Here is an 18,985-nt window from a genome sequence, read left to right as displayed (position 1 = left end):
ACGATGAGCCACGCTCGGCGGTCCAGCCTCGCCGGTCAGGTCAGGGTCGGCCCTGACCTCGGCCCTGACACGCCCCTGACCGCACCCCGAATCGAGGATCTTTCGGCTCCGAGATGCGTTTCACTGGATGCAGTCACCACACCCGGAGGAAGTCATGACCCAGCAGCCCGACCAGCAGAACCCCGAACAGCCGCAGCAGCCGACGCCGCCCGGCGCCGAGCCCGGCTACCAGCCGCCGCCGGCCGGGTACCAGCAGACCCCGTACCAGCCGCCGCAGCCCGGCTACGGCGCCACCGCGGTGCCGCTGAGCCCCGACCAGGAGCGCAACTGGGCGACCCTCGCCCACGTGATCCCGTTGGTGGCGATGGTGCTGAGCGCCGGCACGCTGGGCTTCGTGGGGTCGCTGGTCATCTACCTGCTCTACAAGGACCGCGGCCCGTTCGTCCGCCAGCACGCCGCGAACTCGCTCAACATCCAGATCATCACGGGCATCGTGCTGCTCATCTCGATCCCGTTCATGCTGGTGCTCGTCGGCTTCCTGACCTTCGGCCTGGCCCTGCTGTTCGCGTTCGTCGTCCACATCATCGCGGCGATGAAGGCCAACAACGGTGAGTGGTACCGCCCGCCGTTCACGCCCGAGTTCGTCAAGACCACCGTCTGAGGCGACCAGACCACGGTCTGGGGCGACCGCCTCAGACGCCCAGCAGTCGCCGCACCACGGTGTCGGCCAACAGGCGGCCCTGTCTCGTCAGCACGACCCGCTGACGGCGCAGGGCCGCTGTCGCGTCCACCAGCTCGTCGGCGATGAGACCAGCGACGGCCCGTCGCCCCTCGTCGCGCAGGTCGCCCACCGGGAGCCCGTCGACGAGCCGCACCCCGAGCAGCACCCGCTCGTCGTAGCGCTGGTCGTCGGTGAGGGTCTCGCGCCCGTGAGCCGGGCTCACCCCGGCGTTGACGCGCCCGGCATACGCGTTGGGGTGCTTGACGTTCCACCACCGCACGCCACCGACGTGGCTGTGAGCACCGGGGCCGACACCCCACCAGTTGCCGTCGTCCCAGTACCCCTCGTTGTGGCGGCACCGGGCGTCGGGACGAGCGGCCCAGTTGCTGACCTCGTACCAGCCGAAGCCGGCTCGGGTGAGCGTCTCGTCGGCCAGCTCGTACTTCGCCGCCTCGTCGTCGTCCTCGGGGGCCGCCACTTCTCCGCGGCGCACTTGGGCTGCCAGCTTGGTGCCCTCCTCGACCACGAGGGCGTAGGCCGAGACGTGGTCGGGCTCCAGCGAGGTCGCGGCCTCGAGGCTGGTCGCCCAGTCGGCCAGGCTCTCGCCGGGGGTGCCGTAGATGAGGTCCACGCTGACCTGGAGGCCCGCGGCGCGGGCGGCCTCGACGGCGCGGCCGACGTTGGCCGGGTCGTGGGTGCGCTCGAGGGTCCGCAGGACGTGCGGCACGGCCGACTGCATGCCCAGCGAGACCCGCGTGAACCCGGCCCTCGCGAGCGTCTCCAGGGACTGCGGGGTCACCGAGTCGGGGTTGGCCTCGGTCGTCACCTCGGCGTCGGGCGCCAGCCCGAACCTCTCCCGTATGCCGTGCAGCATCCTGGCGAGGTCCGTGGCCGCGAGCATCGTGGGGGTGCCACCGCCGACGAACACCGTCTGCACGGGTGGGGTGGGGCCGAGCACGCCGCGGGCGAGGTCGAGCTCCTTGACGGCCGCCTCGGCGAAGGTCGCGACGCTCGCGCCGTCGGCCCCGAGCTCGGTGAGCGTGTAGGTGTTGAAGTCGCAGTAGCCGCAGCGCACGGAGCAGAACGGCACGTGCAGGTAGATGCCGAAGGGGCGCTCCGCCAGCGTCGCGAGCGCCGAGCCGGGGAGGGCGCCGTCCGGCGGCGCGGGGTCGCCGGCGGGCAGGGCGCTGGGCATGCGGCCATCCTCTCAGGTGGTCGACCACCTCTGGACGCGGTGGCTGCCACGGGCGGGTGCTCCGCAGGGGTCGGGCTAGGACGCGTCCAGGGCTATGTAGCCCACCGAGACCTTGACCTCGTTGCCCGTGGGGAGGTTCAGCACCGCCTGGAGCTGGTCGAACACCCTCTCGACCCCATACCCGCCCGACCTGGAGTAGATGGCGACCGCACACACGCCCTTGTAGTCGTCGAGCGGGACGTCCACCGACGACTCCACGACTGTCGACCCGTCGGCGCTCGGCCCGGCTTGCGTCCAGAGCAGGAGGTCGCCTGCGGGCGGCGGGTAGCTGCCTGTGGCTTCTGCCTTTGACGGACGAAGCACCGAGGTGTTGCAGCCGGGGTACGACGCGTCGTACTCGCTACTGTCCGTGGGGATTCCGTCGGGCAGCCCCTGGAGCTGCACCAACATGTCCTCGCGCGCCCGCAGGCCGGACGCGGTGGCCTTGACCGTGACCGTCCACTTCCCGGGCGACGTCGCCGATGCGCCGGTCGAGCTGGCCTTCAACGAGACGGACGGCTTGTCCCTCTCGTCGATGCTCGTCGCGCCGAGCCCGAGGGTCAGCAGCACGACCCCGAGCATCGCCACCACCAGGCCGAGCCTGCGCCGGCCGTCGGCCCGCTCGGCGAAGACCGCCAGCACCACCAGCGCGGCGATCGCGAGGACGATCGTCCCCGGCGACGACCTCACCGCCCTCACGAGCACGCCACCCGTGACCCCGACGAGCGCCAGCCCGGCAGCGGCCAACGCCACCACCGCCGAGACCCCGGCCGGGATCAGCGGAGCTGACGACGCGGGCGCGGGTGACCTCTTGGCGCGCGCCTCATCTCGCCGTCCCGCCACCCTGCGTGTCCCGCCCACGGAGTCAGGATGCTCCGAGTTCCACCCCGGGACCACCCGAATGGCGCCAACTGCAGTCACCATGCCGCAGCGAGGGACAACTACGACAAACACATGACGACGGGTCCAACGGGGGCCACTAGCGTGGCTCTGCGCACCATGGCGCGTTCTTCCGACGGCCCGGCGCGGTGCCGTGGTCGCCGTGGCGGCTCCAGGACGGGGGTTCCGGAGATGGCGACACGTCCCGATGGCCGCGACGCCCCTGAGCCGGGGTCGCTGCCTGGGCTGATCGAGAGGGTGGACCTCACAGCGTCCCCCGACGTCGTACGCCTCTCCGAGTTCGCGGCCACGGTGCAGCAGCACCGTTACGACATCGGGGCCAGTCCTCACGTCCGGACGACCCGCTCGACCGCCCTGTGGTCGGCGATGCAGCTCATGCCCGACATCCGCGCCACGCTCGAGAAGGCGGGGACCCGCAAGGCAGCGATGGCGGACGACCTGAAGCTCACGACGGAGAGGTTCCCCCCGAAGGCGACGACCACCGAGTGCCACGAGGACCTCGCCTACGCCATGCAGACGTACCTCGCCCAGCGCAGGGTCTCGGGTCCGGTCGGCGTCGCGGAGGTCGTGCTGGCCATCCTGCTCTCCGCGAAGGACCCCAGCCGCGGAGTCATCTCGGAACGCATCGTCGACGTCGACGCGGCCACTGCGGCGATGGAGCGGCTGCTGGGCATCGTCACGGCTGCGCCACCAGCGTTCGACCCGGGCGAGTTCAGCGGGAGCCTGCGTGAGCTGCGCAGCCGGTTCGCGGACTTCCCGGGCGTGACACCCGGTGCCATCGCGCGCGCCCTGCAGTCCAGCGAGGCGCATGCCGACTACGCGGCGGGGCGATTCCCGAGCGTGAGCTTCCACGAGCAGGGCGAGCCGGCGCCGTTCGACGACTGGGCCCTCCGGGTTCGCGGGCTCTACGACATGGATGTCGTGCGCAGGGGCCCCCAGAAGGTCATCGACGGGAGGATGTTCCTGCTGGCGCTCGCGGCGCTGGACCAGGACTTCGCCACCCAGCTCGAGCAGGACGGGGTGCGCGCAGCCCTGGCGGCGGAGGTCCGCGTCCCTCTGCTGAACCAGCCCCCGACCGTCGAGGCCGAGGGCCCCGCCGGGAGCCCCGCGGGGGGCGACGCCGGGGGCGACGGCGGGGGTGGTGGCGGGGGCGACGGCGGGGGTGGTGGTGACGAGAGCGCGACCGCCGGCCACGAGGACGAGGTCGAGGGTGGCGACCTCGCAGGCGGCGTCTCCAGCGAGTTCGTCGATCCCACCAAGGGCATCAGCCTCGAGAACGACCGCATGGGCGTCGCGCCCTATGTCTCGATGCTCGCCACCGTGATCTGCGACAAGGACACGAGGATGCCGTTGTCGGTCGGGGTGTTCGGCGAATGGGGCTCCGGCAAGAGCTACTTCATGGGGCTGCTGCGCGGACGCATCGACTTCGTGCGGACGACCGACGAGACCAGGTACTGGCGAGACATCAAGCAGATCAGCTTCAACGCCTGGCACTACGCGGACAGCAACCTCTGGGCCAGCCTCGGCGACGAGATCTTCCGCCAGCTGCTGCAGGAGCCGGACGCCGACGAGCAGCGCCAGCAGCAGCTCCGCGAGCAGCTCGGCACCGCGGTCGAGCAGCGACGGGAGCTCGAGGCCTCGGCCAGGCATGCGGAGGCCAAGGTCGGTCGCCTGCGCACCCAGATCGCCGAGGCGTCCGCCGAGCGGGACGTGCGAGCCACCGACCTGCTCAAGGCCATGGGCTCGGACCCTGAGGTCAAGAAGGGGCTGAGCCGGGCCTGGCGACGCCTCGGCATCAGCGACCAGGCCGAGCAGGCCCGGATCCTCGCTGCCGAGGTGCGCGGCACCGCCAACGAGGCCATGGTCGTCCGGCGGTCGCTCGCCGGCCGGCGCGGTGTCCTCGTCGCGGCCCTCGCGATCCTCGCGCTGCTGGCCTTTGCCGGTGTCGCCCTCTGGCCGGACCGCGAGCTGGAGTCGGTCCTGCGCGCTGCCGCGGCGGCCGTGAGCGGCTTCCTGGCCACCGCCGTGGCCCTGACCACCTCGGCCCACCAGGGACTGAGGACGCTGCGGCAACAGATCGACACCATCAGGACCAACGCCACGGCAGCCGCCGACGAGCGGGCCGAGCAAGCGCTCGCTGCACCCCTTCAGGCGCTGCGTGATGCCGAGGCAGCGCGCGACCTGGCGCAGGCCCAGCTGGTCACCGTGGTCGACCGCGTCGGCGAGCTCGGGCGCGAGCTCGCCGAGCTGGCTCCCGGCCAGCGGCTCTACACCTTCCTCGCCGAGCGGGTGGCCGCGGGCGACTACGCGCGCAACCTGGGGCTGATCTCCACGATCCGCAAGGACTTCCAGGAGCTCACCGTCCTGATGGCGAAGTGGCGGGACCTGCGCGACAAGAACGAGCCGGCCCCGCGACCCATCGACCGGATCGTGCTCTACATCGACGACCTCGACCGGTGCAGTCCGCGGCAGGTGGTCGAGGTGCTGCAGGCCGTGCACCTGCTCCTGGCCCTCGACCTCTTCGTCGTGATCGTGGGCGTCGACCCACGGTGGCTGGTCCGCTCGCTGCAGGAGCAGTACCCGAAGCTGCTCGACGCTCCCGACAAGGGCATGGAGGTGAGCGACGGCTGGGACGCCTCGCCCGAGGACTACCTGGAGAAGATCTTCGGCGTCCCGTTCATCCTCCCCGGCATGAAGGGTCACCTCGAGCGTGTGCTGACGGGGATCTTCGAGGACCAGGTGCAGACCGACGAGACCGAGGACAGCACTTCCGGGGCGGGCGCCACCGGGGACGGCGCCACCCGAGGCGACGCCGGAGGGGACGGCACCACCGACGGGCGGCGGGTCGGCGGGTCCGCGACGCCGGGTTCCGGAGCACGCGGGACCACCCTGCCGCTGGAAGAGGGACGAGCTGCCCCCGAGAGGGGCTCGTTGGTGGACCTGCAGGACGCCGTGGGGGGTCAGGACGACGGGGACGGAGTCGCCGCGGCCCCGCTGCCTCCGGCCCGCCCACTGACGGTTCCCGAGATCACCCTGCTGGGCGCGCTCGAGCCCCTGGTCAAGACACCGAGGGAGGCCAAGCGCCTCGCCAACGTGTACCGGATGATCCGCGCCAGCAAGGACCTCTCGGACGCATCGCGCTTCATGGGTACGGAGGACCACCCGGGCGAGTACCAGGCGGTCGTCGTCCTGCTCGGGCTGCTGAGTGCCCACGCCCGGCTCCTGGGTGCAGTGCTGGACACCCCCGCCGAGGGTGGCCGCCGGGGCGGCCTGATGAGCAGGCCGCCGACGCAGACGTTGTCCGCCTTCGTCAAGGGCATGAAGCCCCGTCAGGAGGGCGAGGTCTGGACGAACGACATCGTCGCCACCATCTCCCCCGCCGACCGGGTGGCGTGGCTGGCCCTCTGGTCGGGCCTTCAGCCGGTCACCGCGCTCATGCCGCGGCGCAACCTGACCGCCCTGCAGGCTTGGGCACCCAGCATCCGGCGGTTCTCCTTCGTCATGTCGTAGGCCCCCCGAAAGTCTCTTCCTCCCACCCGTCACAGCCGGTTCGGCGTGTCTGGCACGACACGCCGAAACCGGACGAAAAGTCCCGGGAAAGTGGGCGAAACCCCTTGCAGGGAGGCGTGGTCGCGACTAGAAATACCCCTACGCAATCGCTTCGGCGAGAGCGTCGATCAGGACCTCGGTCCAGATCGCGAGGGCCTCGGAAACTCATACTTTCCGAGGCCCTCACCTATGTGCCCGGCCTTCGTATGCCGTGGGGCGCAGCCCGCGCGGCAACCCGGGAGTCCCTAGGGTCGAGGCATGCGCTTCCTCTCCGACGCGGACGTCGCGCGGCTCCTGCCGCCGCCCCTCGAGCTCGTGGAGCTGGCCCGCGACGCGCTGCTGGCCCTCGCGCGGGGCGAGGCCGACGTGCCGGCGAAGCCGGCCGTCCACCCCGGTGGCCACGCGTTCGCCAATGCCATGCCCGCGGCATACCCGGCACGAAAGCTGTTGGGCTGCAAGTGGATCAGCATCTTTCCCGACAACCCGGCGGCCGGGTTGCCCACCGCCTCCGGCCTGATGGTCGTCAACGACGGCGACACCGGGCTCCCCCGCACCGTGATGGAGGCCGCCACGCTGACCGCAGCCCGCACCGCGGCCGTCTCAGGTGCCTGCATCGCAGGGCTGGGCCGCGCGGGGCAAACCGCCGCGATCCTCGGGGCAGGCGTGCAGGCCCGCTCGCACCTGCGCGTGCTGGAGGCCCTGGGCAACCACGACGTGACCGTCTACGCCCGGCGCCCTGAGGCCGGACGGGACCTGCACGACTGGGCTGCCCGGGAGACGCCGTCCGTGACGGTGCGGGTCGTGCCCTCCCGGGAGGTGGCGGTGCGCTCGGCCGCCGTCGTCGTCACCGCCCTCTCGATCGGGTTGGCGGGGGCCCACCTCGACCCCGGCTGGTTCGCCGACGAGGCACTCATCCTCCCGCTCGACTACGCCAGCTCGGTCGGCCCGGACGTCGCCGCCTCGGGTGTCCTCGCGGCGGACCACGTGCCCCAGTTCGAGGCGGTGCGGTCGTCGGGATCGCTCGGCGACTACCCGGCCAGCACCCGCTGGACCGGCGAGCTGCTCGACCCCGCGGGCGCACCGTCCGGCCGCACGATCTGCCAGAACCTCGGGAACGGGCTGTCCGACCTCGTCGTCGCCGATGCGGTGGCGGTCGTCGCCGAGGCGCAGGATGCCGGTCACCTCCTGGTCACCGCCTCGCCGTAGGGTCGGTCCGTGAGCACCTCCCGCTGGCTGGATCTCGACGGCGTCGTCAACATGCGTGACGTGGGCGGCATCCCGACCTCAGACGGTGGGGCAGTCGCGCCCCGGCGGCTGCTGCGGTCGGACAACCTCCAGGAGCTCAGCGAGGCCGCGGTCCGCCACCTCGTCGACGAGGTGGGCGTCACCGACATCATCGACCTGCGCACCGAGGTCGAGGTGCACCTCGAGGGGGCGGGCCCAATGCGCGCCCAGCCGCTGACCCACCACCACCACTCGCTGATCCGCGAAACCACCCCCGACGACGCCGATCCCGGTGACACTGCGGCGCGGGCGCTCGTCGTGCCGTGGTCCAAGCGCAGCGGACGACCCGCGCCCCCGAAGCGGGACGACGACTTCTGGGCCAGCCACTACCTGGGCTACCTCGCCGACCGTCCCGAGTCGGTCAGCGCGGCGCTGCACGCCGTCGCCGGCAGCACGGGAGCGGCGATCGTCCACTGCGCCGCCGGCAAGGACCGCACCGGCACGGTCGTCGGCCTCGCGCTCTCGGTGGCCGGGGTCGCCGACGACGACATCGTGGCCGACTACGTCGCGACCGGTGAGCGCCTCGACGCCATCGTCGAGCGCCTGCTGTCCCGGCCGACCTACTCCGAGGCGCTGCGCGACCAGCCACGCACCCACCAGCTCCCCCGCCCCGAGACCATGCAGCGCATCCTCACGGTGCTTCGCGAACGCCACGGAGGCGCCGCCGGGTGGCTGGGTGAGCACGGCTGGAGCCAGGCCCAGGTGCAGCGGCTGCGCGACAAGCTGCTCGCATGACAGCACCCGTTGACCGGCCCCGGGGCCGTCGCCGGGCGATGCGGGTCCTGCTCGTGGACGACCGTGACCGGCTGCTGCTGTTCCTCGACAGCGACCTGGGGCTCTCGCCCGTGCCGCGCTGGTGGATCACCCCGGGTGGCGGCGTCGACCCCGGCGAGAGCGACCGCGAGGCCGCGGTCAGGGAGATCGCCGAGGAGACCGGGCTGGTCATCAGCGGCGACGACCTCGTCGGCCCCGTCGCCACGCGGCACGTCCTGCACGGCTACAGCGACGTCGTCACCGCACAGGACGAGGTGTTCTGGCTGGTCCGCACCGACGCGTTCGAGGTCGACATCTCGGGGCACACCGAGGTCGAGCAGCTCACCATGACTGCCCACCGGTGGTGGAGCCGTGCCGAGCTCGAGGCGACCAGCGAGGAGTTCTGGCCGCGCGACGTGCTGGCCATCTGGCAGCACGCCCAGACCTTGGCCGCCGACCCGGGAGCAGCCCCGCTCGACCTGGGGGTCGTGGAGGAGTCGACGGTCCCGGTCTGAGCGCCCGGCGGCCTCTCCCTGCGGCCTCTCCACGCGGCCTCTCCTGAGCCGGCCGCCGCACTCCCGCCCTCAGCGTGACGGCTTGTCGGTCACCCAGAGACGGATCACGCCCTGCACGACAGCCCTCCCGTCGTCGCGGACACCCTTGACCCGAACCGGGATCTCCACGTCGCCAGGCTTGTCCCAGTCGGCAGGGTCGGTCTCGGCGACGCATCGGATGTCGCTGGTCGCCTTCGCGGTGTAGTCGACCTGCATGCCCATGGGGATCCACCGGCGGCTGCTCGGGATCGTCGCCTCCGCGAGCGCCCCCATGGCGGCCTCCAGCCCGTTGCAGATCGCGATGACGTGCACCGTGCCGATGTGGTTCTGGACGCGTCGCCGCTTTGCGATCGTGAGCTCGGCCCGGTTGGGCCCGAGGGCGACGAACCGGGGTCGCGCCGTGCGGAAGTACGGCGCTGCCTGCTCGAAGACCAGCGAGAAGAGCCGGTTCCCCTGCGGGTATGCCGAGAGCCGTCGGTAGAGCGCGTAGGTGTCGACCATGCAGCAGATATTACCGGCCGGTAACCATCGGCGCCCCGTGATGGGCGCCACACGGCTGGGGGTGACTACTTCTTGGTCTTCTCGGACCCTGCGTCGGAGGACAGCGCTGCGATGAAGGCCTCTGGCGGCACCTCGACGGTGCCGATGTTCTTCATCCGCTTCTTGCCGGCCTTCTGCTTCTCGAGCAGCTTGCGCTTGCGGCTGATGTCACCGCCGTAGCACTTGGCGAGGACGTCCTTGCGGATGGCGCGGATGTTCTCGCGGGCGATGATCCGCGAGCCGATCGCGGCCTGGATGGGCACCTCGAACTGCTGGCGCGGGATGAGGTCCTTGAGCTTGCCCGCCATCATCACGCCATACGCATAGGCCTTGTCCTTGTGGACGATCGAGGAGAAGGCGTCCACGGTCTCGCCCTGGAGCATGATGTCGACCTTGACGAGGTCGGCCACCTGGTCGCCGTCGGGCTCGTAGTCCAGCGAGGCGTAGCCACGGGTGCGCGACTTGAGCTGGTCGAAGAAGTCGAACACGATCTCGGCCAGCGGCAACGTGTAGCGCATCTCGACGCGGTCCTCGGACAGGTAGTCCATGCCGCGCAAGGAGCCGCGCTTCTGCTGGCACAGCTCCATGATCGCGCCGATGAACTCGCTCGGGGCCAGGACGGTGGCGCGCACCACCGGCTCCGTCACGGAGGTGACCTTGCCGTAGGGGAACTCGCTCGGGTTGGTGACCGTGATCTGCTTGCCGTCGTCCATCGTCACGTCGTAGACGACGTTCGGCAGGGTCGAGATGAGGTCGAGGTCGAACTCGCGCTCGAGCCGCTCGCGGACGATCTCGAGGTGCAGCATGCCGAGGAAGCCGATGCGGAAGCCGAAGCCGAGCGCCGCCGACGTCTCGGGCTCGTAGACCAGGGCGGCGTCGTTGAGCTTGAGCTTGTCGAGGGCGTCGCGCAGGTCGGGGTAGTCCGAGCCGTCGATCGGGTAGAGCCCCGAGAACACCATCGGCTTGGGGTCGCGATAGCCGCCGAGCGCGTCCTTGGCCGGCTTGGCCGCGTTGGTGACGGTGTCGCCCACGCGGGACTGGCGCACGTCCTTGACGCCGGTGATGAGGTAGCCGACCTCGCCGACGCCCAGGCCCTTGGCCGGGGTGGGCTCGGGCGAGCTGACGCCGATCTCGAGCAGCTCGTGCGTCGCCCGGGTCGACATCATCGCGATCTTCTCGCGGGGGTTGAGGTTGCCGTCGATGACCCGGACGTAGGTGACCACGCCGCGGTAGGTGTCGTAGACGGAGTCGAAGATCATGGCGCGGGCCGGGGCATCGGGGTCGCCCACGGGCGGCGGCAGCTGGCCGACGATCTGGTCGAGCAGCGGCTCGACGCCCTCGCCGGTCTTGCCCGAGACCCTCAGGCAGTCCTCGGGCTCGCACCCGATCAGTCCGGCGAGCTCCTCGGCGAACTTCTCCGGCTGGGCGGCCGGCAGGTCGATCTTGTTGAGCACCGGGATGATCGCGAGGTCGTTCTCCATGGCGAGGTAGAGGTTCGCCAGGGTCTGGGCCTCGATGCCCTGCGCCGCGTCGACGAGCAGCACCGCTCCCTCGCAGGCAGCCAGCGAGCGGGACACCTCGTACGTGAAGTCCACGTGGCCAGGAGTGTCGATCATGTTGAGCGCGTACGTGGTGCCGTCGAGCTCCCACGGCATGCGGACGGCCTGCGACTTGATCGTGATGCCGCGCTCGCGCTCGATGTCCATCCGGTCGAGGTACTGCGCCCGCATGGCGCGGGCGTCGACGATGCCGGTGATCTGCAGCATCCTGTCGGCCAGCGTCGACTTGCCGTGGTCGATGTGGGCGATGATGCAGAAGTTCCGGATCAGCTCCGGCGGCGTTGCGTGCGGCTGCAGCGCGGTGCGGGCCATCGGGGACACGGGTGCTTCAAACCTCACGGAGATCGGGTGACGGAACGGCCCATCCTCCCATGCGGGGACGGGTGCCGGTGACGCACCGCTCGTCCGTGGCCCCGCTACGCGGCCTGGCGCCGCCCCAGCAGCCCCGACCACAGCGCGATGCCCAACCCCGCCACGGCGAGGAAGCCACCCACGCGCGAGGGCCACTCGTAGCCCAGGCCGGCCGCGAGCACGATCGACCCGAGCCACGCGCCGAGGGCGTTGGCGATGTTGAGGGTGGAGTGGTTGAGCGCGGCCGCGAGCGCCTGCCCCTCGTGGGCGACGTCCATGAGCCGGGTCTGCAGCATCGGCACGAGGATGCTGGGCAGCAGGCCGAGGAGGAACACGGCCACGAGGGCGAGCCACTGCGCGGACTGCACGGCGGGCCCGAAGAGGAAGAGCATGACGGCGATCGTGACGAGGACTGCGGTGATCGCCTTCATCAGGCCGAGCCGCGAGACGGGCCCGGAGAGCATCGCGCCGACCGTCATGCCCACGCCGTAGAGCGCCAGGATCAACGGGATGGTGGCCTTGCCGAAGCCACCGAGCTCGGTCATCGTCGGCGAGATGTAGGAGAACGTCGCGAACATGCCGCCGAAGCCCACCGTGCCGATGCCCAGCGCGAGCCAGACCTGGGTCCGCTTGAGCGCCGAGAGCTCCGAACGCATCGTCACCCCGCCGTCCGGAGGGCAGAACGGCACCCACCGCCACACCGCGAGCACGGTGACGAGCGCGATCACCGACACCGCGGCATACGGCCACTGCCAGCCGTAGGTCTGGCCGAGGCGAGTGGTCACCGGCACGCCCACGATGTTGGCCACGGTCAGGCCGGTGATCATCATCGACACGGCCCACGTCCGGCGGTGGGCTGGCACGAGGGACGCCGCGACGAGCGAGCCGACGCCGAAGTACGCGCCGTGCGGCAGCCCCGAGACGAAGCGGGCGGCCATGAGGAACCCGTAGCTCGTCGCGAGCGAGGAGAGCAGGTTGGCGACCGCGAAGCCAGCCATGAGCCAGAGCAGCAGCTGCTTGCGCGGCATCTTCGACCCGAGCGTGGCGAGCACCGGGGCTCCCACCACCACGCCGGCGGCGTAGGCCGACACGATGTGACCGGCGGTCGGGATGTCGATGTCGACACCAGCGGCCACCTCGGGAAGCAACCCCATCGTCACGAACTCGGTCGTGCCGATGGCGAACCCACCGACGGCGAGCGCGAGCAGCGCCAGGTTGGTGTGGCGGGTGCGGATCGTGGGCTCGGCGCTGAGCTCCGTCGGCTCGGAGGAGAGGGTCGCGTCGGTCACGCCACTGCAACGAGAGGGGTCGACCACGACATTCCCGGGATCGGGGATCGGTGCCGGCTGCCCAGCCCCTGAGACATAGCATCGGGGACGACCGACGAGACGTTGAGGGGACCATGTCCGACCCGATCAGCCCGCACCCGCCACCGGCGCCCGCGCCCGCGCAGTACCAGGGGCCGCCCACGCGGGCACTGACTCCACCGGGACCCCAGCCGGGCTACCGGGGCCGGGTGCGCTCGCACCTGCGGCACCCGCTGGAGAACCTCTGCCTGGTGCTGGTGATCCTGTTCTCGTTCCTTGTGTGGGCCGTGTCCGGCTACGAGGTCGCCTCGGCGATCATCGACCGCCGCGAGCCCGACCCGTATGCCGTGTTCTTCCTGGCTGCGCCGCTCATCATCTACGTGCTGCGTGGCCAGTTGTATGCGCAGATGCGGCTGTCCGGTGTGAAGATCTCGCCGACGCAGTACCCCGAGGCGTACCAGATGCTCCTCGACGCGTGCGCCCACTACGGGCTGCCGAGGTTGCCCGACGCCTACGTCGTGCTGGGCAACGGCGTGATCAACGCCGCGGCGTCGGGTCACGGCTTCCGCCGGTTCATCTTCATCTACAGCGACCTGTTCGAGATCGGTGGCGAGGCGCGCCACCCCGATGCTCTGCGGTTCATCATCGGGCACGAGGTCGGGCACATCGCCGCGGGCCACACGAGCTACTGGCGGCTGCTGGGCATCAGCGGCGCCTCGTGGATCCCCTTCCTCGGGTCGACGCTGTCCCGCAGCCAGGAGTACACCGCCGACAACTTCGGCTACTCGATGGTGCCCCAAGGCAGCGCGGGGGCCATGGCGACGCTGGCCGCCGGCAAGTACCTCAACCGCAGCGTCGACGTGAACGCCCTCGCTGACCGCGCCACCACCGAGCGCGGCTTCTTCGTCTGGCTCGTCAACGCCCTGGCGTCCCACCCGGTGCTCGTCTGGCGCATGCACGCCCTGCGAGACCGCCGTCGCCCGGGTCGGCTGCTCTGGCGTCCCAAGGACCGGCCGTGACGTCCGCCGGCGGTGGCTGGCTGCGCCGGCTCCTGCGCCGGCGGCCCGTGTCGGGCACCCCGAGCCGGCCGAGCGCCACAGGCACCCGCACGTCGGGCCCTCGGAGTGCGACGGGCGCGGTGGGAGCTCGGGCGTACCCCGGTGACTTCACCGGAGTGCCCCACGTCGTCTACGCGCCGCAGCCCGATGGTGAGCCGGACCCCGGCGAGATCGTCTGGACCTGGGTGCCGTACGAGGAGGACCACCGACAGGGGAAGGACCGGCCCGTGCTCCTCATCGCCCGCGACGGCCGGTGGCTGCTGGGGCTCATGCTCACCAGCAAGGACCACGACCGCGACGCCCGCGACGAGGCGGCCCACGGCAGGCAGTGGCAGGACATCGGGGCGGGCGCCTAGGACCGCCAGGGCCGGCCGAGCGAGGTTCGGGTCGACCGGGTCATCCGGGTCGACCCGCGGGCGGTGCGGCGCGAGGGTGCCGTCCTCGACGCCGGGAGGTTCGACCAGGTGGCAGCGGCCGTTCGCCGAGGTCGGTAGCCCGCCCGAAGTGGGTAGCCCGCCGCAGTCGGCAGCCCTCCCGAGGTCGGTAGCCCGCATCGAGTGAGCGCGTTCGGCGTCTTCGCGGCCGCCGCAGGAGCAGATCGCGCTCACTCGGGGCGTGGGGCAAAGACGGAGAGCCAAAGACGGAGGGCCGGTCACCCGCAGGTGACCGGCCCTCTCAAGCCTTGGGAAGGCGACTCGCTCAGAGCGAGGCGGCCTTCTTCGCCATGGCCGACTTCTTGTTGGCGGCCTGGTTGGCGTGGATGACGCCCTTGCTCACGGCCTTGTCGAGCTTGGTCGAGGCATCCTTGAGGGCCTCCTTGGCCGCAGCGGCGTCGCCGGACTCCGCGGCCTTCTGGAACTTGCGGATCCAGGTCTTGAGCTCGCTCTTGACGGCCTTGTTGCGCTCGGTCGCCGTGCGGTTCGTCTTGATCCGCTTGAGCTGGGACTTGATGTTTGCCACAGGTGTGTCTTTCTTGGTTGGTCGGTGGTTGCCGTTAGAGGGCGGCAGAAGTCTCTCGGGACCAGGCGTGGGGCACCTGTGGTTGAGGGACTCTGGATGAAGCTGCATGCGCGCACGACCATGCGCGCACGCGAGGGGCAAATCTACCAGCGGAGGGGGTCCGCAGCCAAAACGCCGTATGCCGGGTGCCCGCCACCGCGGGCCGGGCGCCTCAGCGGCCGGTGCGGGCCTGCGTGATGGTCAGGATCGCCCGCTCGACGGAGTAGACCGGGTCGCGCGCGCCGCCCTTGACCTCGAAGTCTGCGAGCGCGACCGCCTGGATGGAGTCGGCCAGGCCCTCGGGCCCCCACCCGCTCAGGCCACGACGGGCCTTGTCGACCTGCCACGGCGCCATGCCGAGGTCGCGCGCCACGTCGGCCGAGCGCCCCCGCCCGGCTGCCCCGACCTTGACGAGCTGGCGCAGCTGCTGGGCCAGGACAGCCACGATCGGCACCGGGTCGACGCCCGTGGCGATGGCGTGCCGCAACAGGCGCAGGGCCTCGCCCGCGTTGCCGGCCACCGCCGCGTCGGCGACCCGGAAGCCGGTCGCCTCGACCTTGCCACCGTGGTAGCGGGTGACGAGCTCCTCGTCGATCACGCCGGTGGTGTCGGCCACGAGCTGGCTGCAGGCGGCGGCGAGCTCGCGGACGTCCTTGCCGACGGCCTCGATCAGGGCGCGGACGGCATCAGGGGTGGCTTTGCGGCGGGCCCGGCGGAACTCGTGCATCGCGAAGTCGGACTTGTCGCGGTCGCTCTTGATGGCCGGGGCCTCGAGCACGCGTGACTGCGACTGCTTGATGGTGTCGAGGACCTTCTTGCCACGCTGGCCGGACTTGTGGGTAACGACGAGGGTCACGTCGGGCTCGGGCGCGGCGAGGAAGGCCAGCAGGTCGACCTGCAGCTCGTCGGCGGCCTCGTCGAGGTCCTCGACGACGATGCACTTGTCGCCGCCGAAGAGCGACGGGCTGGCGTGCAGCACCAGCGCACCGGGCTCGTAGGTCGCGGCCGTGAGGCGCACGACCTCGAGGTCGGGTGCCCTCTCGCGCAGCTCGTCGAGCGTCGCGGCCAGCGCCCGCTCGGCGATGACACCCTCGGGGCCGGCGATGAGCACCAGCGGTGGCACGGTGCGGGTGGCTGGGACGGTGTCGGTCACAGGCACAGCCTGCCACGCGCCGGGGACAGGCTCAGCCGCCCGGACAGTAGGCGTCGCCGGCGGGCAGCTCGGGGTGGATCGGTCCCTCACGGTCGCTCACCGAACCGCCCGCGCCCCGTCCGGACCGCACCGCGATGACCTCCGCGACGATCGAGACCGCGATCTCACCCGGCGCGTTGGCCCCGATGTCGAGCCCGATCGGCGCGTGGACCTGGGCCAGCGCGGCCTCGGCCACACCGTGGTCGAGCAGCCAGGCCCGCCGACGCTCCTGGGTGCGCCGGGAACCCATCCCCCCGATGTAGGCCGTGCCGGCCTCGAGGCCCGCGCGGATCGCCGGGCCGTCTACCTCGTCGTGGTGGCTCGTCACGACGAGCGCGTCGATCCCGCCGGGGACCGAGGGGTCGTCGGCCGATGCCGTGACCGTCCAGCCCAGCTGCCCGGCCATCACCTCGAGCGCCTCGGCCACGGGTCCGTCTCCCACCACGTGCAGGGCCAGGGTGTCTGCCATGCCTCAGTATCGCCCGGGGCCTGACGGGGACGCGAGCGACCGCCCCTGAGGGCGTCGGCCGCTGCGAGACGGCGGCGTGAGCCGAGGGACAGCCCTCAGTCGAAGGAGAGGGTGGAGACGCCGGTCGCCTCGAGACCAAGCCCCTTGAGCCGAGCCGCGACGACATCAGTCGGCAGCTCGAGCGACTCGGCGAGCTCGTCGAGGGACAGCCCGAGCTCGAACCCGTCACGCAGCTCCTCGTCGGCCTCGGCCGTCCAGGCGTGGCCCGAGGTGACGGCGGTGCGTGCGGACTCGGCCACCGGCGGCGGGTCGGCCACGGGTCGAGGGTGCTCCGTCGCGTCCTCCCCCGTGCGACCCATCGTGGTGCCGACGACGGCCCCGGTGACGCCGCGCAGGGCCGGCTCGTGCACCGTCACCGGCGGTGCGGCGGTCTCGTCGAGCCGCCGGAGCGCTGCGAGCACCCGGTCGCGGTCGGTGGTCGGCCAGAACGGGGGCAGCGAGCGCTGGAGGAACCCGGCATACCGCGCGGTCATCATGCGGGAGTCGAGGAAGGCGACGACCCCACGGTCGTCGCTGCGGCGGATGAGGCGGCCGGCCCCCTGGGCCAGCCGCAGGGCGGCGTGGGTGGCGGACACGGCCATGAAGCCGTTGCCCCCCATGCGGGCGATTGCCTGCGACCGTGCCGACGCCAGCGGGTCGTCGGGACGCGGGAACGGGATGCGGTCGATGATGACCAGCTGACAGGCAGACCCAGGAACGTCGACGCCCTGCCACAGGGTCAGCGTGCCGAACAGGCACGTCTGCGGGTCACGGGCGAACTGGCGAACCAGGGTGGTGATCTGGTCCTCGCCCTGGCAGAGGAAGCCGACGTCGCCGTCGAAGCGTTCGCGCATCGCCTCGGTGGCCTCCTTGGCGGCGCGCATCGAGGAGAACAGCCCCAGGGTGCGGCCGCCGGCGGCCCGCACGAGGGCCTCGATCTCGTCGAGCGTCTGCTCGCTGAGCCCGTCACGCCCGGGCGGAGGCAGGTGCTGGGCGACATACGCGATGGCCTGCTGCGGGTAGTCGAACGGGCTGCCCACGTCGAGCCCGCGCCACTCGGGGGCACCGTCACCGCGCAGGCCCATCGTGCCGGCGACGGCGTCGAAGGTGCCGCCCAGCTCGAGGGTGGCCGACGTCATGACCACGGTGCGGTCACCGAAGACCTTGTCGCGCAACAACATCGCGACACTCATCGGCGCGACGCGCAGCACCGAGCCGCGGCGGGGGTCGCGGTTGACCCAGACGACGTCGAGGTCGCGCTCCTCGAGGATGCGGGAGGAGTTCTCGAAGACCTCGTCGATGGCCGCCTGGGCGACCTTGCGGGCGCCGTCGGGCTCGACACCCTTGTCGGGCTTGAGCTCGCTCTGCACCTGGCGCGCCGTGTCGCGAACCCTCGCGAGAGCGAGGCCGAGGGAGTCGGGGATGCCGTTGAGCTTGCCCTCGGGCAGCTCGTCGAGGACGCCCTGCAGGAAGATCCCGGCATCGTCGACGGCATCGGTCGTCTCGGCCAGCCGGCTGGCCCGCTTGGCGGCCGCGGAGACCATGGTCGAGGTCAGCTCGTCGGTGATCGTCGACGTGACCCGGTCGACCAGCTCGTGCGCCTCGTCGACGACGAGCAGGTCGTGCTCGGGCAGCATCTGGCGGCCCTCGAAGCTGTCGATCGCCATGAAGGAGTGGTTGGTGACGATGACGTCGCACTCCTTGGCGGCCTCGCGGGAGCGCTCGACGAAGCAGTCGGCGATCATCGGGCACGTGCCGCCGAGGCACTCGTGGGCGCTCACCGAGACCTGGCGCCAGGCGCGCTCGCTGACACCGGGGACGAGCTCGTCGCGGTCACCGGACTCGGTGGTGTCGGCCCACTCGCGCAGCCGGACGACCTCCTGGCCGAGCCGGGAGGCGGCCCGGTCGACCTCACCGACGTCGAACAGCCCCTCCTCGTCGTCGGGGAAGCCGCCCTCGAGCTTGTGGGCGCACAGGTAGTTGCGCCGCCCCTTGACCAATCCGTAGGTGGGCCGGCGCCCCATGAGCGGTGCGATCGAATCGGCCAGCCTGGGCATGTCGCGGTCGACGATCTGGGCCTGCAGGGCCAGCGTGGCCGTGGCGACGACCGCCGGCTTGCCGACCTGCTGTGCGTGCATCACTGCCGGGATGAGGTAGGCCAGGGACTTCCCGGTGCCCGTGCCGGCCTGCACGAGCAGGTGCTCGTCGGCGGCGATGGCGTCCTCGACCGCGTGGGCCATCTCGACCTGCCCGGGCCGCTCGACTCCCCCGACCCCCTGGACAGCGGCGTGCAGGAACTCGTCGAGGGTGGCCATTGGATCAGGGTATGCGGTGCGGCCGACGCAGCCGCGCAGCCTCCCAGCGTGCCGGGCAGTGTGGCGGGCACCGTGGCGGGCAGCCGGCGGGCAGCTGGCGGGTGCGGCCGCACACCCCTCAAAAGGCGGTGTCGCCGCATCCGGCGCAGGGGACACACTGG

At 71.5% G+C, this 18,985-nt stretch carries 16 protein-coding genes; 7 read left to right on the top strand and 9 right to left on the bottom strand.

Translation table 11 applies throughout. The annotated features are described in order from the left end of the window. Positions 1 to 154 precede the first annotated feature (154 nt). Positions 155 to 661, top strand: a complete 507-nt coding sequence (locus AC1DV7_RS09965) for a DUF4870 domain-containing protein (protein WP_477596963.1) — start codon at positions 155 to 157, stop codon at positions 659 to 661. Positions 662 to 692: 31 nt separating this feature from the next. On the opposite strand, the gene hemW is transcribed toward AC1DV7_RS09965, so the two are convergent. Beyond that, positions 693 to 1,916, bottom strand: coding sequence for a radical SAM family heme chaperone HemW (hemW, locus tag AC1DV7_RS09960; RefSeq protein WP_477596962.1), 1,224 nt, complete (start codon positions 1,914 to 1,916; stop codon positions 693 to 695). A 75-nt stretch (positions 1,917 to 1,991) separates the two neighbouring features. Then, positions 1,992 to 2,816 carry a hypothetical protein gene (locus AC1DV7_RS09955; protein ID WP_477596961.1) on the bottom strand — a complete coding sequence of 275 codons (825 nt, stop codon included), beginning with the start codon at positions 2,814 to 2,816 and terminating at the stop codon, positions 1,992 to 1,994. A gap of 210 nt (positions 2,817 to 3,026) precedes the next feature. Here AC1DV7_RS09955 and AC1DV7_RS09950 point away from each other — a divergent pair, with 210 nt between their 5' ends. The 4 genes from AC1DV7_RS09950 (at position 3,027) to AC1DV7_RS09935 (ending at position 8,956) form a co-directional block, all read left to right on the top strand. Then, a complete protein-coding gene (locus AC1DV7_RS09950) occupies positions 3,027 to 6,365 on the top strand; it encodes a P-loop NTPase fold protein (protein ID WP_477596960.1) in 3,339 nt (1,112 codons plus the stop codon). Positions 6,366 to 6,662: 297 nt separating this feature from the next. Next, entirely contained in the window at positions 6,663 to 7,610 is a 948-nt protein-coding gene (locus AC1DV7_RS09945; protein ID WP_477596959.1) for an ornithine cyclodeaminase family protein, read from the top strand. 9 nt (positions 7,611 to 7,619) lie between these two features. Then, complete coding sequence (locus tag AC1DV7_RS09940) at positions 7,620 to 8,423, top strand: tyrosine-protein phosphatase (RefSeq protein ID WP_477596958.1); 804 nt, start codon at positions 7,620 to 7,622, stop codon at positions 8,421 to 8,423. Further along, positions 8,420 to 8,956 (top strand): NUDIX hydrolase, encoded by a 537-nt coding sequence (locus AC1DV7_RS09935; protein ID WP_477596957.1) that lies wholly within the window; start codon positions 8,420 to 8,422, stop codon positions 8,954 to 8,956. Before AC1DV7_RS09940 ends, AC1DV7_RS09935 begins: the two co-directional genes overlap by 4 nt. A 69-nt stretch (positions 8,957 to 9,025) precedes the next feature. On the opposite strand, the gene AC1DV7_RS09930 is transcribed toward AC1DV7_RS09935, so the two are convergent. The 3 genes from AC1DV7_RS09930 to AC1DV7_RS09920 all read right to left on the bottom strand — a co-directional run bounded on the left by AC1DV7_RS09930 (position 9,026) and on the right by AC1DV7_RS09920 (position 12,734). Beyond that, complete coding sequence (locus tag AC1DV7_RS09930; RefSeq protein ID WP_477596956.1) at positions 9,026 to 9,496, bottom strand: hotdog fold domain-containing protein; 471 nt, start codon at positions 9,494 to 9,496, stop codon at positions 9,026 to 9,028. Between the two features lie 65 nt (positions 9,497 to 9,561). Then, complete coding sequence (gene lepA, locus AC1DV7_RS09925; RefSeq protein WP_477596964.1) at positions 9,562 to 11,406, bottom strand: translation elongation factor 4; 1,845 nt, start codon at positions 11,404 to 11,406, stop codon at positions 9,562 to 9,564. Between the two features lie 104 nt (positions 11,407 to 11,510). Further along, positions 11,511 to 12,734, bottom strand: a complete 1,224-nt coding sequence (locus AC1DV7_RS09920; RefSeq protein ID WP_477596955.1) for an MFS transporter — start codon at positions 12,732 to 12,734, stop codon at positions 11,511 to 11,513. 113 nt (positions 12,735 to 12,847) lie between these two features. Here AC1DV7_RS09920 and AC1DV7_RS09915 point away from each other — a divergent pair, with 113 nt between their 5' ends. Further along, positions 12,848 to 13,771, top strand: coding sequence for a M48 family metallopeptidase (locus tag AC1DV7_RS09915; protein WP_477596954.1), 924 nt, complete (start codon positions 12,848 to 12,850; stop codon positions 13,769 to 13,771). After that, positions 13,768 to 14,166, top strand: a complete 399-nt coding sequence (locus tag AC1DV7_RS09910) for a type II toxin-antitoxin system PemK/MazF family toxin (RefSeq protein WP_477596953.1) — start codon at positions 13,768 to 13,770, stop codon at positions 14,164 to 14,166. Before AC1DV7_RS09915 ends, AC1DV7_RS09910 begins: the two co-directional genes overlap by 4 nt. Before the next feature lie 343 nt (positions 14,167 to 14,509). On the opposite strand, the gene rpsT is transcribed toward AC1DV7_RS09910, so the two are convergent. From rpsT to AC1DV7_RS09890, 4 genes are all read right to left on the bottom strand, one after another. Beyond that, positions 14,510 to 14,770 carry a 30S ribosomal protein S20 gene (rpsT, locus tag AC1DV7_RS09905; protein WP_477596952.1) on the bottom strand — a complete coding sequence of 87 codons (261 nt, stop codon included), beginning with the start codon at positions 14,768 to 14,770 and terminating at the stop codon, positions 14,510 to 14,512. 211 nt (positions 14,771 to 14,981) lie between these two features. Continuing rightward, positions 14,982 to 15,962 (bottom strand): DNA polymerase III subunit delta, encoded by a 981-nt coding sequence (holA, locus tag AC1DV7_RS09900; protein ID WP_477596951.1) that lies wholly within the window; start codon positions 15,960 to 15,962, stop codon positions 14,982 to 14,984. A gap of 31 nt (positions 15,963 to 15,993) precedes the next feature. Beyond that, the gene (locus AC1DV7_RS09895) at positions 15,994 to 16,470 is read right to left on the bottom strand and encodes an XdhC family protein (RefSeq protein ID WP_477596950.1); all 477 of its coding nucleotides are present in this window, start codon (positions 16,468 to 16,470) and stop codon (positions 15,994 to 15,996) included. 95 nt (positions 16,471 to 16,565) lie between these two features. Next, positions 16,566 to 18,824 carry an ATP-dependent DNA helicase gene (locus tag AC1DV7_RS09890; protein ID WP_477596949.1) on the bottom strand — a complete coding sequence of 753 codons (2,259 nt, stop codon included), beginning with the start codon at positions 18,822 to 18,824 and terminating at the stop codon, positions 16,566 to 16,568. Between the last annotated feature and the right edge of the window lie 161 nt (positions 18,825 to 18,985).

The sequence above is a fragment of the Pedococcus sp. P2_E4 genome, from assembly GCF_056403935.1.
The sequence above is the reverse complement of the archived record's forward strand: the minus strand, read 5'-3'. Positions and strand labels throughout refer to the sequence as shown.

Bases quoted from the DNA above. Each gene is read 5' to 3' on its own strand.
- lepA (WP_477596964.1), bottom strand. From the start codon at position 11,406: ATGGCCCGCACCGCGCTGCAGCCGCACGCAACGCCGCCGGAGCTGATC.
- AC1DV7_RS09895 (WP_477596950.1), bottom strand. From the start codon at position 16,470: ATGGCAGACACCCTGGCCCTGCACGTGGTGGGAGACGGACCCGTGGCC.
- AC1DV7_RS09965 (WP_477596963.1), top strand. From the start codon at position 155: ATGACCCAGCAGCCCGACCAGCAGAACCCCGAACAGCCGCAGCAGCCG.
- AC1DV7_RS09935 (WP_477596957.1), top strand. From the start codon at position 8,420: ATGACAGCACCCGTTGACCGGCCCCGGGGCCGTCGCCGGGCGATGCGG.
- AC1DV7_RS09950 (WP_477596960.1), top strand. From the start codon at position 3,027: ATGGCGACACGTCCCGATGGCCGCGACGCCCCTGAGCCGGGGTCGCTG.
- AC1DV7_RS09930 (WP_477596956.1), bottom strand. From the start codon at position 9,496: ATGGTCGACACCTACGCGCTCTACCGACGGCTCTCGGCATACCCGCAG.
- AC1DV7_RS09945 (WP_477596959.1), top strand. From the start codon at position 6,663: ATGCGCTTCCTCTCCGACGCGGACGTCGCGCGGCTCCTGCCGCCGCCC.
- AC1DV7_RS09890 (WP_477596949.1), bottom strand. From the start codon at position 18,824: ATGGCCACCCTCGACGAGTTCCTGCACGCCGCTGTCCAGGGGGTCGGG.
- AC1DV7_RS09915 (WP_477596954.1), top strand. From the start codon at position 12,848: ATGTCCGACCCGATCAGCCCGCACCCGCCACCGGCGCCCGCGCCCGCG.
- hemW (WP_477596962.1), bottom strand. From the start codon at position 1,916: ATGCCCAGCGCCCTGCCCGCCGGCGACCCCGCGCCGCCGGACGGCGCC.